This window comes from Mesorhizobium sp. C277A, from assembly GCF_040324395.1.
Classification (GTDB): Bacteria; Pseudomonadota; Alphaproteobacteria; order Rhizobiales; family Rhizobiaceae; genus Mesorhizobium.
The window spans coordinates 2,661,467-2,676,462 of sequence record NZ_JAMYVW010000002.1; the positions used below are offsets into that span (position 1 = coordinate 2,661,467).

The following is a 14,996-nucleotide window of genomic DNA, read 5'->3' on the forward strand; positions in this document are numbered from 1 at the left end:
TCTCGCCTCGACCAACGCTCAAAGCAACCGCGCCGAGGCCCACAACAGCCCGAAACCGTGAACGGCGAAGACGGCCAGCAGCGCGCCGGCGATGGCGAAACGATCGAAGGTGCGGATCGGTTTCAGTTCGTAGCGCGGTTTTACCCCGCTACCCACTGTCATCAGGCTGAGGATGGCAAAGACGGCGCCCGCCACCAGCAGAAAGGTTTGGGAAAAGCCGGCCAGCCAGCCAAGCCACAGCAAGGCCGAGAGCAGCGAAAACGAGGCGAGCGCCAGGGCGACCGGCCCCGGGCAGATCTGGCGCAGTACCTGGCCGCCGTCGAATTTCCAAACCGGCACCAGATTGGCGATGTTGAACAATGCGGCAAAGCCGGCAAGCGTCGCCAGAAAGGCCGCGGCGAGCCGATGTCCCTCGCCGGATGCGAGCCCGCTGGCGACGATCAGCAGCGGTACCAGGAACGCGGAAAAACCAGCGCCCATCAGCGCCACGAAGGCGACCTCGAAGCGGCTGTCATAAGGCCGGCCGCCAATGGCGATGCCGCCGAGCAGCGGGATAAAGATCATCCGCGCCTTGCGATGACCGGTTAGCCGAAAGGCCGCCATGTGGCCGAGCTCATGCAGGGCAACCACCGAGGTCAGGATCGCGGCCAGCGCCAGGCCGCCGAGATTGAGCCCGAAGAACGGCCAAAGGATGAAAGCCGACAGAACGGCGAAACCGACCTGGCTCAGCGGATGCTCGAACCAGCCGCCCTTGCGATACTGTCCGGTCCTCGCCCAGATCTCCAGCTTGCCGAGCTCGCGGCGCATGGCGAAGTAGCGGAACACCAGGAAGGCGACGCCGCGATAGCGATCGGTCTGACTGAGCGTCACCCGCGTGCCGGCACCTTCCGAGGTGAGTTCGGTGGTCTCGTAAAAATCCTTCCAGAACGACGCGTCGAGCGCGGTATCCTCGATGACCCGCATCGAAAAACGACTGCCTTCGACCACGTCCTCGAAGCGCGACCTTCGCTCGATCGGCTGGCCGTCCCGGCCCTCCCAGGACAGCAGGATGCGGGCCGTGCCCTGCCCGTCCAGCGGCTGGGCCGAGAGTATCTCGCCGGACCAGCCGGCATCGCTGCCGAGCGGCCACAGCGCCTGCCAGAGGCGCTGCCGGTCCACGGCAACCACGCGGCTCAGCCGCACCGTGCGCAAACCGAGAGGCGCGGTCATCAGAAGGAAAATTAGTCCGAGATTACCGGCCACGAGAAGGGCCGTCACGATCGGCGACACCTGAGGTTTTTGCTCCCTGTCTTGGCGGGGCAGCATAGCGTCATGGCGGCAAGAAAGGCTTAACAGCACAGCGCCTTCCTGCCCGCCTAAAACAGTGCGGCGAACCGCAGTTGCATCACATGGCGCCGATCCAGACGGCCATGGAAACGAGAAACGCACTCATGCACACCAACGAAACGACGTCCTGAACAAGATCGCTCATAACTCTCTCCTGTTGTTGCTATGTTCGTATTTTGTTCTAATTTTGTTCGAATGTCAACGATCTGCCGACGAATCCTGACAGCTGGTTTGAGCAGGGTTAAGGAAAGGTTGACGGGGTGACGACAGTGTTGACGGAGGGCGCATCGCATGGCCGACACGCCCCAATCACTTCGTCATCCTAGCGTCTTCGCGACGGAGCTCCGCTCCTGCTTCGCCCTAGGATGACGAAGTTGGGGCCTACAACGGAACGACCTTGCCGTCCGCCAGCGTCACCCGGCGGTCCATGCGCGAGGCGAGCTCGTGATTGTGGGTGGCGATCAGCGCGGCAAGGCCGGACTGCTTGACCAGCGCGCCAAGCGCCTCGAACACATAGGACGCGGTGACCGGGTCGAGATTGCCGGTCGGCTCGTCGGCCAAAAGCAGCAAGGGCGCGTTGGCGACGGCACGGGCGATGGCGACGCGCTGCTGTTCGCCGCCGGACAGCTCCGACGGCCGGTGCGACGCGCGCTTGCCGATCTGCATATAGTCGAGCAGCTGTGCTGCGCGCTCCGACGCCTCCTTGCGCGAAAGCCCTTTGATCAGCTGCGGCATCATGATGTTTTCCAGTGCCGAAAACTCCGGCAGCAGATGATGGAACTGATAGACGAAGCCGACATCGTTGCGGCGGATCGCCGTGCGTTCGTCGTCGGAGAGCCGTCCGCAGGCGCGGCCGGCCAGAATGACGTCACCGGCGTCGGGGCGCTCGAGCAGGCCCGCCGTATGGAGCAGCGTCGACTTGCCGGTGCCCGACGGCGCCACCAGCGCCACCATCTCGCCGCGCTTCAGCGAAAAGTCGGCGCCGTTCAAAATGGTGAGCTTGCGCGGCCCCTGGACATAGTGCCGCTCGACGCTCTTCAGCTCGATAATGATCTCGGACTTCATTCGTATCTCAAGGCCTCGACCGGATCGAGCCGTGCGGCGCGCCATGCCGGAAACACCGTTGCTAGGAAGGACAGGCCGAGCGCCATCAGGATGACATAGGTGGTCTCGCGCGGGTCCATCTTTGCCGGCAGTTGGCTGAGGAAATAGAGTTCCGGATTGAACAGCACCTTGCCGGTCATCCAGGAGAAGAACTGGCGGATCGATTCGATGTTGGTGCAGATGAGCACCCCGAGCAGCACGCCGGCGAGCGTGCCGGTTACGCCGATCGCAGCACCCGTCATCAGGAAGATGCGCAGGATGGCGCCGCGCGAGGCGCCCATTGTGCGCAGGATGGCGATATCGTGGCCCTTGTCCTTCACCAGCATGATCAGGCCGGAGATGATGTTGAGCGCCGCCACCAGCACGATCAGCGTCAGGATCATGAACATGACGTTGCGCTCGACCTGCAGTGCTGAAAAGAACGTCTCGTTGCGCTGGCGCCAGTCGACCATGTCGATCGGCCGTTGCGCCGCCGCATCCACCAGCGGTTTCAGCGCGTCGACATTGTCGGGATTGTCGACATAGATCTCGATCGTCTGCGCCCTGCCGTCCATGTTGAAATAGAGCTGCGCTTCGGAAAACGGCATGTAGACGATGGAGCTGTCATACTCCGACATGCCGACCTCGAAGATCGCCGCCACCTTGTAGCCCTTCAGCCGCGGCGTCGTGCCCATCGGCGTGACGTCGCCCTCCGGCGAGATCAGCGTGATGGTGTCGCCGAGCACAAGGCCGAGATTCTCCGCCATGCGCTTGCCGATGGCGACGCCCTCGCCGGAGTCGAAGCCGTCAAGCGTGCCTTGCTTGACGTTTTGGGCGACGATGGCGATCTTGCCGAGGTCTTCGGCCCTGATACCGCGCACCAGCGCGCCCATGCCGCCGCCGACATTGCCTTGCGCCAGCACCTGGCCGTCGATCAGCGGGATCGCGTATTTGACGCCGGCCACGCCGTTGATGCGGGCTGCGACCTGCGCATAATCCTCAAGCGGCGAATCCAGCGGCTGCACGATCAGATGGCCGTTGACGCCGAGGATGCGGGTCAGAAGTTCGGCTCGAAACCCGTTCATGACAGCCATGACGACGATCAGCGTGGCGACGCCCAGCATGATGCCGAGGAAGGAGATCGAGGCGATGACCGAGATCACCGTCTCCTTGCGGCGCGACCGCAAATAACGCCAGGCGACCATGCGTTCGAACATGGAGAACGGGCCGGCGACCGGAGACTTGGTGACCGGAGACTTGGCGACCGGAGACTTGCCAACCGGAGACTGGGCTACCGAAGACTTCGCTGCCGCGGCTTCGCTCATGCGGTTGCACCGAAGCGTTTCCTGGCCTCCGCGACCGGCAGCGTCTCGCGCTCGCCGGTCCGGCGGTTCTTGATCTCGATCTCGCCGGCGGCCACGCCGCGCGGCCCGACGACCACCTGCCAGGGCAGGCCGATCAGGTCGGCGGTGGCGAACTTGCCGCCCGGCCGCTGGTCGGTGTCGTCGTAAAGCACATCCTTGCCGGCGCCGGTGAAGGCGGCGTAGAGCTCGCCGCAGACGCGGTCGCACTCGGCGTCGCCGGCCTTCATGTTGATCAGGCCGATGTCGAACGGCGTCACCGCTTCCGGCCAGATGATGCCGTTGTCGTCATGGCTGGCCTCGATGATCGCCGCCACCAGCCGCGACGGACCGATACCGTAGGAGCCGCCGGAAACGAAATGATCCTTGCCGTCGGGCCCGGTCACCTTGGCGCCCATGGGCTTGGAATATTTGTCGCCGAAATGGAAGATGTGGCCGACCTCGATGCCGCGTGCCGAGACCCGGTCGGCCTCGCCAAGCTTGTCCCAGGCCGCCTCGTCATGCATCTCGTCGGTGGCGGCGTAAGGCGTCGTCCACGTCTTGACGATGTCGGCGATCTCGCCGTCATTGCCGAAGTCGGTTTTCTCGCCGGGCACCTGGAGCGACAGATATTCGCGGTCGCAATAGACCTGGCTCTCGCCGGTGTCGGCCAGGATGATGAATTCATGGCTGAGATCGCCGCCGATCGGCCCGGTGTCGGCCCGCATCGGAATGGCCTGCAGCCCCATGCGCGTGAACGTTCGGAGATAGGATACGAACATGCGGTTATAGGCGGCCTTCGCGCCCTTGAAATCGAGGTCGAAGGAATAGGCGTCCTTCATCAGGAATTCGCGTGAACGCATGACGCCAAAGCGCGGACGCACCTCGTCGCGGAACTTCCACTGGATGTGGTAGAGGTTTAGCGGCAAGTCCTTGTAGGACTTGACGTAGGCGCGCACGATTTCGGTGACCACTTCCTCATTGGTCGGACCGTAAAGCATGTCGCGGTCCTGCCGGTCCTTGATGCGCAGCATCTCCTTGCCGTAATCGTCATAGCGGCCGCTTTCGCGCCACAGATCGGCCGACTGGATGGTCGGCATCAGGATTTCCAGCGCGCCGGCGCGGTTCTGCTCCTCGCGGATGATGCGGCAAACCTTGTCCAGCACCAGCTTGCCTAGCGGCAGCCAGGAAAAGCTGCCCTGCCCCTGCTGGCGGATCATGCCGGCGCGCAGCATCAGCCGGTGCGAGACGATCTCGGCCTCGCGCGGATTTTCTTTCAGGATGGGCAGGAAAAACTGCGACAAACGCATGGACAGGTCCGTGAGAGAGGAGGCTGCACCGGAATCGGCGCGGCTGGCTTGCTTGCCCCGGCTTCATAGCTATTTCGTGACGGAATGGAAACCCGACCGGTCGCATCGGTCCGAAATCGCAAAAATCGATTCTTCTTCCAAAAACCTTCGCACCGAAAACGATAATGCTTCTGACGCAAAGTGATCGCCTGACTGCAAAGTCCTCACACACGCTTTGCGCGTCCGGGCTACGCGGCACACCTGGCCCCATTAATGCGGCAGCCCCGGCGTTGTTCGTTTCGCAAGCAAAGCCTGCCGCACTATTGTGCACTGCAGCACAGATTGCCCGATTGCGGGCAAAATTCTGCGTGACAATTTCATCAGGGTTAGGCTAGTGTGCCCCGATAACCGAGAGGGTGGAGAAAAATCTGCTCTCCTACGCGGTCAAAGTCTTGGGAGGATGCGATCTAGGCGCGGTTACCCGCTGCCGCCGGAAACCGGAAAACAGATCGGAACGCGTTTAAATTGCAAGGCCTTGTGCCTTGCATTTTTTTTGCCCGATCATCTGGTTAGATCAACCTGTTCCCAAATCACGTGAGCTTGCGTCAGCCTGACACCAAGGCGTGATTCTAATGCGGGTGGGCCATGCCTGGCCGCCTATTGCGCATCGCAGGCTGGCGAGACAAAATCTGAGTTTGGCGCTCCGAAACAAACACAAACATCCCAGCCGATCTGCCGGCGGGAAAGTGGTTAGTTAGCCGGTGCCTGGCTGGCTTCGGGGATGATGTGCGGGACTTCGTCGAGGCTGTAGCCCAGCCCGTGCGTCAGGCTGTAGAAAACCCCCATGACGACAGCAGTGACGATGGTGGTGCGGATCACGGCGCGCAGCATATGCGGTCCGCGCGGCGCGCTCGCAACCGTGCCCAGCGTCACGTCCTGGTCGTCATCCTGCGTCTTGACGCTGAACGGTAGCACGATGAACAGCATCAGCCACCACGTGATGAAGAACAGCGCGGCAAACGAAATCCAGCTCATGCCTGCTCCAGTTCGACCAGCGTGCCGAAGAAATCCTTGGGATGCAGGAACAGCACCGGCTTGCCGTGGGCGCCGGTTTTGGGATTGCCGTCGCCCAGCACGCGGGCGCCGCTCGCTTTGAGGTGATCGCGCGCGACAAGGATGTCATCGACCTCGTAGCAGACATGATGCATGCCACCCGAGGGGTTCTTCGCCAGAAAGGCCGCGATCGGCGACCGTTCGCCCAGCGGCTCCAGGAGTTCGATCTTGGTGTTGCCGACATCGACGAACACCACGGTAACGCCATGCTCGGGCAGCGCTTGCGGCGCGGTGACCTTCGCGCCAAGCGTATCGCGATAGGCCGCAATCGCCGCGGCCAGGTCCGGCACGGCAAGTGCTACATGGTTCAGGCGTCCCAGCATGAAGTGCTCCACAAGTTAAGGGAGTAGGGAATGGGCAGTAGGCAGTAGTGATACATCTGCATTTTTCTCCACTGCCTACCGCCTACTGCCTATTCCCTCACCTCGTCACAAACACCGTCACCAGCGGCTTCTTGCCCCAGGCCTCGTTGGCGGCGCCGCGCACGGCGCGGCGCACCGCTTCCTGTACCAGATCGAGGTCCTTGCGGCGCTGGCGAGGGATCGAGTCGACCGCGCCGACGGCCGCGTCGAGCATCAGATCTTCCATGTTTTCGCCACGGGCATCGGCCTCGGCGACGCCGATGGCGACCAGATCGGGATCGCCGGCGAGCTCATATTTGTCGTCGAGCACGACATTGACCGCGACATGGCCGGCGAAGGATAGCTTGCGCCGGTCGCGTATGCCCATCGCCTGGTCGGTGCCGATCAGCCTGCCGTCCTTGTAGATGCGGCCGAACGGCACCTGGTCGATGATCGTGGCCGGACCCGGCGCCAGCCGCAGCATGTCGCCGTCGCGCACCTGCGCCACCTGGCCGATGCCGGAGGTCGACATCAGCGACCCCTGCGCCACCAGATGCGCGGCTTCGCCATGCACGGGAACGCCGATCTGCGGCCGCACCCACTCATACATCCTGCGCAATTCGCTGCGGCGGGGATGGCCGGAGACATGCACAAGCGCGTCGCCATCCTCGATGATCTTGATGCCGAGGTCGATGAGGCGGTTCTTGATCTCGAGGATCGCCTTCTCGTTGCCGGGAATGGTGCGTGAGGAAAACACCACCGTGTCGCCGGCCGTCAGCGACACCGATTTCATCTCGTCGCGCGAAAGTTTTGCCAGTGCCGCCAGCGCCTCGCCCTGGCTGCCGGTGCAGATGATGACCAGGTTCTCGCGCGGGATGAAGCCGAAATCCTCCTCGGCGATGAACTCCGGCAGCCCGTCCATGTAGCCGAGTTCGCCGGCGACATCGATGACCCGCTTCAGCGAGCGGCCGAGCACCAGGCACTGGCGGCCGGCATCGCGCGCCGCCTTGGCGATGGAGACGATGCGTCCGACATTGGAGGAGAAGGTGGTGACGGCGACACGGCCGACAGCGCTCTGGATGACGCCCCTGAGGCCTTCGCCCACCGCCACTTCCGACGGCGATTCGCCTTCGCGCAGCGCATTGGTGGAATCGCAGATCAGCGCCAGCACACCCTTGTCGCCATAGGCGCGAAACCGCGCCTCGTCGGTTTTCGGACCGATCGTCGGTTCCGGATCGATCTTCCAGTCGCCGGTATGGATGACGGTGCCGGCCGGCGAGGTGATCGCCAGCGACATCGGCTCGGGGATCGAGTGCGCCACCGGAATGGCCTCGATCGAGAACGGGCCGACAGTGAATGTTTCGCCTGCCCGGTAGATCGTCACCGGAATTTTCTTCGGCGCGCCCTGCTCGCCCTGGCGCTTGGCGTCCAGCAGTCCGGCGCTGAACGGGGTCATCCACACCGGCGCCTTCAGCTTCGGCCAGATGTCGAGCAGCGCCCCGTAATGGTCTTCATGCGCGTGGGTGATGATGACGCCGCGCAGGCCGGCGAGGTTCTCCTCGATGAAGCGCGTATCGGGCAGGATCAGGTCGACGCCAGGATGCGCCGCATCGGGAAAAGTCACGCCGACATCGACGACGATCCACTCGCGCGCGCTAGGCGGCCCATAGCCGTAAAGGGCGAAGTTCATGCCGATCTCGCCGACGCCGCCGAGCGGCACGAAGACGAGTTCGGCGTTTTGCGCTTTCGCCATCAATTTTCCCTTCCCGGCCCTTGCGGCCAGCCCCTAAATCTTTGCCGACGCGACGGCGCCGAAATGCACGTCGCCGGCGGCTACCGTCACGACCGACCCCTCATCATCGCGGATCACGAAACGGCAGTCCGCGTCAATGGTCTCGAAGGTACCGCGCACCACATTCCCGTCAATCCTGACAGCAACCTCGCCGCCAAGCCCCGCCGCGCGCGATAGCCAGCGACGCCGGATGGCGTCGAGCCCGCGTCCGTCATCCCACAGCCGGGCATTGTCGGTCCAGGCATCGGACAGCGCCAAGAACAGCGTTTCGGCGTCGCATGTCGCGCCCAGCGCCTGAAGCGATGTCGCCGGATACGGCAAATCCGGCGGATGCGCCACCACATTGACGCCGATGCCCACCGCCACCGCGAAACGGCCGCCATCGAGAATGGCCGATTCCAGCAGGATGCCGGCCAGCTTGGCGCCGGAGGCCAGCACATCGTTCGGCCATTTCAGCTCGAAGCGGTTCTGCCCCTGGCTGGCGCCGTCGAGGCCGATAGCGATCCTGCCCTTCGGCACCACGGCGTCGAGCGCATCGGCCAGCGACAGGCCGGCGACGAAGCCCAGCGTCGCCGCCAGACGCAACTCACCGCCGGTGATGACCAGCAATGTCGCCGCCAGATTGCCCTCGGGCGATACCCAGGCCCTGCCGCGGCGGCCACGGCCGCTTTCCTGCTTCTTGGAAACGACCCACAATTTGCCGGGGTCGCCTGCCCTTGCATGGTCCAGCGCAAGCGTGTTGGTGGAACCCACACTGTCATGGGCCTCGAGCCGGAACCCTTCCGTCTCAGAGGTCGGAGCCAGCCGAAATGCCATCCGTTCAGAAAAATGTCTTGGCGGCGGCTTCGGCGTAGGTCGCGATCGGACCGCCGATCAGCACATAGAACAGCACGAAAGCGCCGGAGATGCCAAGCACGAGGCGCAGCTCAACCGCCATCGGCACGAAGCCGCCGGCCGGTTCGTCGAACCACATGATCTTGATGATGCGCAGATAGTAGAACGCGCCCACGACGGAGGCCAGCACGCCGATGATCGCCAGCGCATAGAGGTTGGCGTTGATGGCGGCGAGGAACACGTACCATTTCCCCCAGAAGCCGGCGAGCGGCGGGATGCCGGCCAGCGAGAACATCAGGATGGTCAGGATCGTCGCCATGATCGGGTTGGTCGACGACAGACCGGCGAGATCGCTGATCTGCTCGACATTGCCTTCCTTGCGCCGCATGGCGAGGATGAAGGCGAAGGTGCCGAGCGTCATGACGAGATAGATCAGCATGTAGATGGCGACGCCGCGCACGCCGGCCTGGCTGTTGGAGGCAAGGCCGACCAGCGCATAGCCCATATGGCCGATCGAGGAGTACGCCATCAGCCGCTTGATGTTGGTCTGGCCGATCGCAGCAAAGGAGCCGAGCGCCATCGAGGCGATCGAGATGAAGACGATGATCTGCTGCCAGTCGGAAGCGATCGGCTTGAAGGCGCCCATGGTGACGCGCACGATCAGCGCCATTGCCGCCATTTTGGGAGCGGCCGCCAGGAAAGCGGTGACCGGCGTCGGTGCGCCCTCGTAGACATCGGGCGTCCACATATGGAACGGCACCGCGGAAATCTTAAAGGCAAGGCCGGCCAAAACGAAGACCAGGCCGACGACGAGACCCAACTGGCGCTCGCCGCTGCCAAGCGCGGAGGCAATTTCCTGGAAGCCTACATTGCCGGTGTAGCCGTAAATGAGGCTGATTCCGTAAAGCAGCATGCCCGACGACAGCGCGCCCAGCACAAAATACTTCAAACCGGCCTCGGTCGAACGCAGATTGTCGCGGTTGATCGCCGCCAGCACGTAGATCGCCAGCGACTGCAGTTCGAGGCCGAGATAGAGCCCGATCATGCCGTTGGCCGAGATCATCAGCATCATACCGAGCGTGCAGAGCAGGATCAGCACCGGGTATTCGAACTTATCGAAATGCTCCTGCCTGGCGAAGCGCATCGACATCACCAGCGTCACCGCCGAACCGATCAGCGACAGCACCTTCATGAAGCGGGAGAACGGATCCTGGATGAAGGCGTTGCCGTAGGCGCTCCCCTGCCCCGTGGGAAAGATCAGCCATAGACCTGCGATCACCAGCACGGCGACGGCAAGGCCGGTCACCAGAATGGCAGTGTTGGCGCGCGAATAGGCGCCCACCATCAACAGCGCCAGCGCGCCGATGGCGAGGATCAGCTCCGGCGTCGAGAGCGAAAGGCTGGAGTAAAGGTCCGGCGTCATGGTTCGCAAAACCTCTGGTCAGTTCGCCGCCGCGGTCTGCGCGGCGCCGATGGATGCGGTGACATTGGTGACGAGCGCCTTGACCGACTGGGCCGTGGCATCGAAGACGGGGGCGGGATAGACGCCGAAGAAGATGACCAGCACGACCAGCGGGTAGATGATCGCCTTCTCGCGCGTCGACAGATCGAGCAGGCCCTTCAGGCTTTCCTTGGTCAGCGCGCCGAAGATCACCCGGCGGTAGAGCCAGAGCGCGTAGGCCGCCGACAGGATGACGCCGGTGGCGGCGAAGAAAGCCACCCAGGTGTTGACCCGGAACACGCCGAGCATGGTCAGGAACTCGCCAACGAAACCTGACGTGCCCGGCAAGCCGACATTGGCCATGGTGAAGATCAGGAACACCGTGGCGTATTTCGGCATGTTGTTGACCAAGCCGCCATAGGCGTCGATCTCGCGCGTGTGCATGCGGTCGTAAATGACGCCGACGCACAGGAACAGCGCGCCCGAGACGAGGCCGTGGCTCAGCATCTGGAAGATCGCGCCCTGCACGCCTTCCTGGTTCATGGCGAAGATGCCCATGGTGACGAAGCCCATATGGGCGACGGAGGAATAGGCGATCAGCTTCTTCATGTCCTCCTGCATCAGCGCCACCAGCGAGGTGTAGATGATGGCGACGACCGACAGCGTGAACACCAGCGGTGCGAACATTTCCGACGCCAGCGGGAACATCGGCAGGGAGAAGCGCAGGAAGCCGTACCCGCCCATTTTCAACAGTATGCCCGCCAGGATCACCGAGCCCGCCGTCGGCGCTTCGACGTGCGCATCGGGCAGCCAGGTGTGCACCGGCCACATCGGCATCTTCACCGCGAAGGAGGCGAAGAAGGCCAGAAATAGCCATGTCTGCATGTGGGCCGGGAAGTTGTGGGTCAACAGCGTCGGGATGTCGGTGGTGCCCGCCTGGAAGAACATCGCCATGATGGCGAGCAGCATCAGCACCGAGCCGGCCAACGTGTAGAGGAAGAACTTGAACGAGGCATAGACGCGGCGCTTGCCGCCCCAGACGCCGATGATGATGAACATCGGGATCAAGCCGGCCTCGAAGAAGACGTAGAACAGCACGATGTCGAGCGCGCAGAACACGCCGATCATCAGCGTTTCCAAGAGCAGGAAGGCAATCATGTAGGCCTTGACGCGCTTGTCGATCGCTTCCCACGACGCCAGGATGCAGAGCGGCATCAGGAACGTCGTCAGGATGACGAACAGCATCGAAATGCCGTCGACCCCCATATGGTAGGAGATGCCGGAATCCAGCCAGGCAAACTTCTCGACGAACTGGAAGCCGGCCTGCGAATTGTCGAAGCCGGTCCAGATGAACAGCGAGATGATGAAGGTGGCCGCTGTCGTCGTGAACGCGATGGCGCGGATGTTGCGACGCGCATTCGGGCTGTCATCCCTGATGAACAGGATCAGCAGCACACCTACGAGCGGCAGGAAGGTGACCAGCGAGAGGATTGGCCAGGCGGTCATCAGAGCATCATCCAGGTGACGAGTGCGGCCACGCCGATCAGCATGGCGAATGCATAGTGATAGAGATAGCCGGTCTGCAGCTTGACGACGCGGTCGGTGACATCGACGACGCGCGCCGAAATGCCGTCAGGACCGAGCCCGTCGATGATGGTGCCGTCGCCGGTCTTCCACAGGAACCGGCCCAGCGCCTTTGCTGGCCGCACGAACAGGACGTCGTAGAGCTCGTCGAAGTACCATTTGTTGAGCAGGAAGGCATAGAGCAGCCGATGGTTGGCGGCGACACTCCGGGGCAGTTCCGGCGAGCGGATGTAGAACTTCCAGGCGACGGCAAAGCCGATGACCATGGCGACGAACGGTGCCAGCTCGACCCACAGCGGCAATTCATGGATGTCGTGCAGAATGTGGTTGTCCGGCAGCGTGAACAGCGACGCCTTCCAGAATTCGGCATAGGCTTCGCCGATGAAGGCGCCATGAAAGATAACGCCGGCAAACAGCGCGCCCGCAGCCAGGATGAACAGCGGCACCAGCATCACCGGCGGCGATTCATGGACATGGTGCATGACGTCGTGGCTCGCCCGCGGCTCGCCGTGGAAGGTCATGAAGATAAGCCGCCAGGAGTAGAAGGAGGTGAAGCAGGCAGCGATGACCAGCAGGACGAAAGCGAGGCCGGCGACCGAATTGTGGCCGGCAAAGGCAGCCTCGATGATGGCATCCTTGGAGAAGAAGCCGGCTGTGCCGATGACGGTCACCGGAATGCCGACGCCGGTCAGCGCCAGCGTGCCGATCACCATCATCCAGTAGGTCTTCGGGATGAGCTTCCGCAGGCCGCCCATCTTGCGCATGTCCTGCTCGTCGGAGACGGCATGGATGACCGAGCCGGAGCCCAGGAACAGCAGCGCCTTGAAGAAGGCATGCGTGAACAAATGGAAGATCGCCGCGCCATAGGCGCCGACGCCGAGCGCGACGAACATGTAGCCGAGCTGCGAGCAGGTCGAATAGGCGATGACGCGCTTGATGTCGTTCTGAACCAGGCCGACGGTCGCCGCGAAGAAGGCGGTGAAGGCGCCGATGAAGGTCACCACCGTGAGCGCCGAATGCGACAGTTCGAAGAGCGGCGACAGCCGCGCCAGCATGAACACGCCGGCGGTCACCATGGTGGCGGCATGGATCAGCGCGGAAACCGGCGTCGGGCCTTCCATCGCGTCCGGCAGCCAGGTGTGCAGCGGCACCTGCGCCGACTTGCCCATGGCGCCCATGAACAGCAGCAGGCAGACGATGGTCATGGCCGCCTGCTTGTCCAGCGCATAGCCGAGGAAGGTCAGCACGGCGGCCCCTTGCGGCGCGCCTTCAGCCGGAATGAACGTCGCGGCATTGGCGAAGATGGTGCCGAGATTGACCGAGCCGAACAAAACGAAGACGCCGAAAATGCCGAGCGCGAAGCCAAAATCGCCGACGCGGTTGACGACGAAGGCCTTGATGGCAGCAGCATTGGCCGACGGCTTCTTGTACCAGAAGCCGATCAGCAAATAGGAGGCGAGACCCACCCCTTCCCAGCCGAAGAACATCTGCACGAGGTTGTCCGCCGTCACCAGCATCAGCATGGCGAAGGTGAACAATGACAGATAGGCGAAGAAGCGCGGCCGGTTCGGATCGTGGTGCATGTAGCCGATCGAATAGATGTGGACCAGCGCCGACACCGTGTTGACCACCACCAGCATGACCACCGTCAGCGTATCGATCCTGAGCGCCCAGGACGCGTCCAAGCCGCCGGATTGGATCCAGCGCAGTACCGGCACGGTGAACACCTCGCCTTCGCCGAAGCCGACGGAGAAGAAGGCGACCCAGGACAGCACGGCCGAGATCACCAGGAAGCCTGAGGTGATATATTCCGATGCCTTGGCGCCGAGCGCATTGCCGAACAGGCCGACAATCAGGAAGCCGAGCAGCGGAAGGAAGACGATCGCTTGATACATGTTAGCCCCGTCAACCCTTCATCTGGTTCACGTCTTCGACCGCGATCGAGCCGCGGTTGCGGAAGAAGACGACGAGAATGGCAAGACCGATGGCCGCTTCGGCGGCCGCGACCGTCAGCACGAACAGGGCAAACACCTGGCCGACGAGATCGCCCAATGCCGCCGAGAAGGCGACGAAATTGATGTTGACCGCCAAAAGGATCAGCTCGATCGACATCAGGATGACGATGATGTTCCTGCGGTTCAGGAAGATGCCGAACACGCCGAGCGTGAACAGGATCGCCGATACGGTCAGGTAATGTGCGATGCCGACGACCATCTCAGAGCCCCTCGCCCGACTTGACCTTGCGGATTTCCATGCCTGTCGCCGGCGTGCGGCCGACCTGGGCTGCGATCGACTGCCGCTTGATCCCTTCCTTGTGGCGCAGCGTCAGCACGATGGCGCCGATCATGGCGACCAGCAGGATGAGGCCCGAAATCTGGAAGTAGTAGAGGTAGTCGGTATAGAGGATGTCGCCGAGTGCTGCGGTGTTTGTCCGCGCGGCAAGATCCGGGATGGGTTTGGAGACCGTCGAGGCCAGTTGCGGCGCGAAGGTGTAGCCGCCGAGCACCACGATCAGCTCGGCCGCCAGGATCAGCCCGACCAGCGCGCCGATCGGCGCATATTGCAGGGCGCCTTCCTTCATCTCGGCGAAGTCGACATCGAGCATCATGACGACGAACAGGAACAGCACCATGACCGCGCCGACATAGACGACAAGCAGGATCATCGCCAGGAACTCGGCGCCGGTCAGCATGAACAGGCCGGCGGCGTTGAAGAAGGTCAGGATCAGGAACAGCACGGAATGCACGGGGTTGCGCGACGAAATGACCATGAAGGCCGACGCCACCGCGACAAAGGCGAAGAGGTAGAAAAAGGCCGCCTCTAGTCCACTCAGCATTGGGGATCCCCCGGGTT

The 14,996-nt window shown here is 63.0% G+C and carries 13 protein-coding genes; all 13 read right to left on the reverse strand.

Features of this window, described 5'->3' with window-relative positions:
• Positions 1-18: 18 nt before the first annotated feature.
• On the reverse strand, positions 19-1,269 hold the full coding sequence (locus NKK52_RS13310; RefSeq protein ID WP_023685212.1) for a peptidase M50: 1,251 nt from the start codon (positions 1,267-1,269) through the stop codon (positions 19-21).
• A 438-nt stretch (positions 1,270-1,707) separates the two neighbouring features.
• A complete protein-coding gene (locus NKK52_RS13315) occupies positions 1,708-2,391 on the reverse strand; it encodes an ABC transporter ATP-binding protein (RefSeq protein ID WP_023685211.1) in 684 nt (227 codons plus the stop codon).
• Complete coding sequence (locus NKK52_RS13320) at positions 2,388-3,626, reverse strand: lipoprotein-releasing ABC transporter permease subunit (RefSeq protein ID WP_031203238.1); 1,239 nt, start codon at positions 3,624-3,626, stop codon at positions 2,388-2,390. The genes NKK52_RS13315 and NKK52_RS13320 overlap by 4 nt, the downstream gene beginning before the upstream one ends.
• A gap of 104 nt (positions 3,627-3,730) precedes the next feature.
• Positions 3,731-5,059: a proline--tRNA ligase gene (gene proS / locus NKK52_RS13325; protein WP_023685209.1), complete on the reverse strand. Its 1,329-nt coding sequence runs from the start codon at positions 5,057-5,059 to the stop codon at positions 3,731-3,733.
• A 729-nt stretch (positions 5,060-5,788) separates the two neighbouring features.
• Positions 5,789-6,073 (reverse strand): DUF1467 family protein, encoded by a 285-nt coding sequence (locus tag NKK52_RS13330; RefSeq protein WP_023670803.1) that lies wholly within the window; start codon positions 6,071-6,073, stop codon positions 5,789-5,791.
• Complete coding sequence (mce, locus tag NKK52_RS13335) at positions 6,070-6,474, reverse strand: methylmalonyl-CoA epimerase (protein WP_023685207.1); 405 nt, start codon at positions 6,472-6,474, stop codon at positions 6,070-6,072. Before mce ends, NKK52_RS13330 begins: the two co-directional genes overlap by 4 nt.
• A 97-nt stretch (positions 6,475-6,571) precedes the next feature.
• Positions 6,572-8,245 (reverse strand): ribonuclease J, encoded by a 1,674-nt coding sequence (locus NKK52_RS13340; RefSeq protein WP_023685206.1) that lies wholly within the window; start codon positions 8,243-8,245, stop codon positions 6,572-6,574.
• A gap of 33 nt (positions 8,246-8,278) precedes the next feature.
• Positions 8,279-9,100 (reverse strand): biotin--[acetyl-CoA-carboxylase] ligase, encoded by an 822-nt coding sequence (locus tag NKK52_RS13345; protein ID WP_023709242.1) that lies wholly within the window; start codon positions 9,098-9,100, stop codon positions 8,279-8,281.
• A gap of 4 nt (positions 9,101-9,104) precedes the next feature.
• Positions 9,105-10,541: an NADH-quinone oxidoreductase subunit NuoN gene (gene nuoN, locus NKK52_RS13350; RefSeq protein ID WP_023685205.1), complete on the reverse strand. Its 1,437-nt coding sequence runs from the start codon at positions 10,539-10,541 to the stop codon at positions 9,105-9,107.
• Between the two features lie 18 nt (positions 10,542-10,559).
• Complete coding sequence (locus NKK52_RS13355) at positions 10,560-12,065, reverse strand: NADH-quinone oxidoreductase subunit M (protein ID WP_023670808.1); 1,506 nt, start codon at positions 12,063-12,065, stop codon at positions 10,560-10,562.
• A complete protein-coding gene (gene nuoL, locus NKK52_RS13360) occupies positions 12,065-14,038 on the reverse strand; it encodes an NADH-quinone oxidoreductase subunit L (protein WP_023685204.1) in 1,974 nt (657 codons plus the stop codon). The genes NKK52_RS13355 and nuoL overlap by 1 nt, the downstream gene beginning before the upstream one ends.
• Positions 14,039-14,048: 10 nt before the next feature.
• On the reverse strand, positions 14,049-14,357 hold the full coding sequence (gene nuoK, locus NKK52_RS13365) for an NADH-quinone oxidoreductase subunit NuoK (RefSeq protein ID WP_023670810.1): 309 nt from the start codon (positions 14,355-14,357) through the stop codon (positions 14,049-14,051).
• A gap of 1 nt (position 14,358) precedes the next feature.
• Complete coding sequence (locus NKK52_RS13370) at positions 14,359-14,979, reverse strand: NADH-quinone oxidoreductase subunit J (protein WP_023670812.1); 621 nt, start codon at positions 14,977-14,979, stop codon at positions 14,359-14,361.
• Between the last annotated feature and the right edge of the window lie 17 nt (positions 14,980-14,996).

What these genes read in the sequence shown, in the direction of transcription:
- NKK52_RS13315 (WP_023685211.1), bottom strand. Translation starts at nt 2,391, where the DNA reads ATGAAGTCCGAGATCATTATCGAGCTGAAGAGCGTCGAGCGGCACTAT.
- NKK52_RS13320 (WP_031203238.1), bottom strand. Translation starts at nt 3,626, where the DNA reads ATGTTCGAACGCATGGTCGCCTGGCGTTATTTGCGGTCGCGCCGCAAG.
- proS (WP_023685209.1), bottom strand. Translation starts at nt 5,059, where the DNA reads ATGCGTTTGTCGCAGTTTTTCCTGCCCATCCTGAAAGAAAATCCGCGC.
- NKK52_RS13330 (WP_023670803.1), bottom strand. Translation starts at nt 6,073, where the DNA reads ATGAGCTGGATTTCGTTTGCCGCGCTGTTCTTCATCACGTGGTGGCTG.
- mce (WP_023685207.1), bottom strand. Translation starts at nt 6,474, where the DNA reads ATGCTGGGACGCCTGAACCATGTAGCACTTGCCGTGCCGGACCTGGCC.
- NKK52_RS13340 (WP_023685206.1), bottom strand. Translation starts at nt 8,245, where the DNA reads ATGGCGAAAGCGCAAAACGCCGAACTCGTCTTCGTGCCGCTCGGCGGC.
- NKK52_RS13345 (WP_023709242.1), bottom strand. Translation starts at nt 9,100, where the DNA reads ATGGCATTTCGGCTGGCTCCGACCTCTGAGACGGAAGGGTTCCGGCTC.
- nuoN (WP_023685205.1), bottom strand. Translation starts at nt 10,541, where the DNA reads ATGACGCCGGACCTTTACTCCAGCCTTTCGCTCTCGACGCCGGAGCTG.
- NKK52_RS13355 (WP_023670808.1), bottom strand. Translation starts at nt 12,065, where the DNA reads ATGACCGCCTGGCCAATCCTCTCGCTGGTCACCTTCCTGCCGCTCGTA.
- nuoL (WP_023685204.1), bottom strand. Translation starts at nt 14,038, where the DNA reads ATGTATCAAGCGATCGTCTTCCTTCCGCTGCTCGGCTTCCTGATTGTC.
- nuoK (WP_023670810.1), bottom strand. Translation starts at nt 14,357, where the DNA reads ATGGTCGTCGGCATCGCACATTACCTGACCGTATCGGCGATCCTGTTC.
- NKK52_RS13370 (WP_023670812.1), bottom strand. Translation starts at nt 14,979, where the DNA reads ATGCTGAGTGGACTAGAGGCGGCCTTTTTCTACCTCTTCGCCTTTGTC.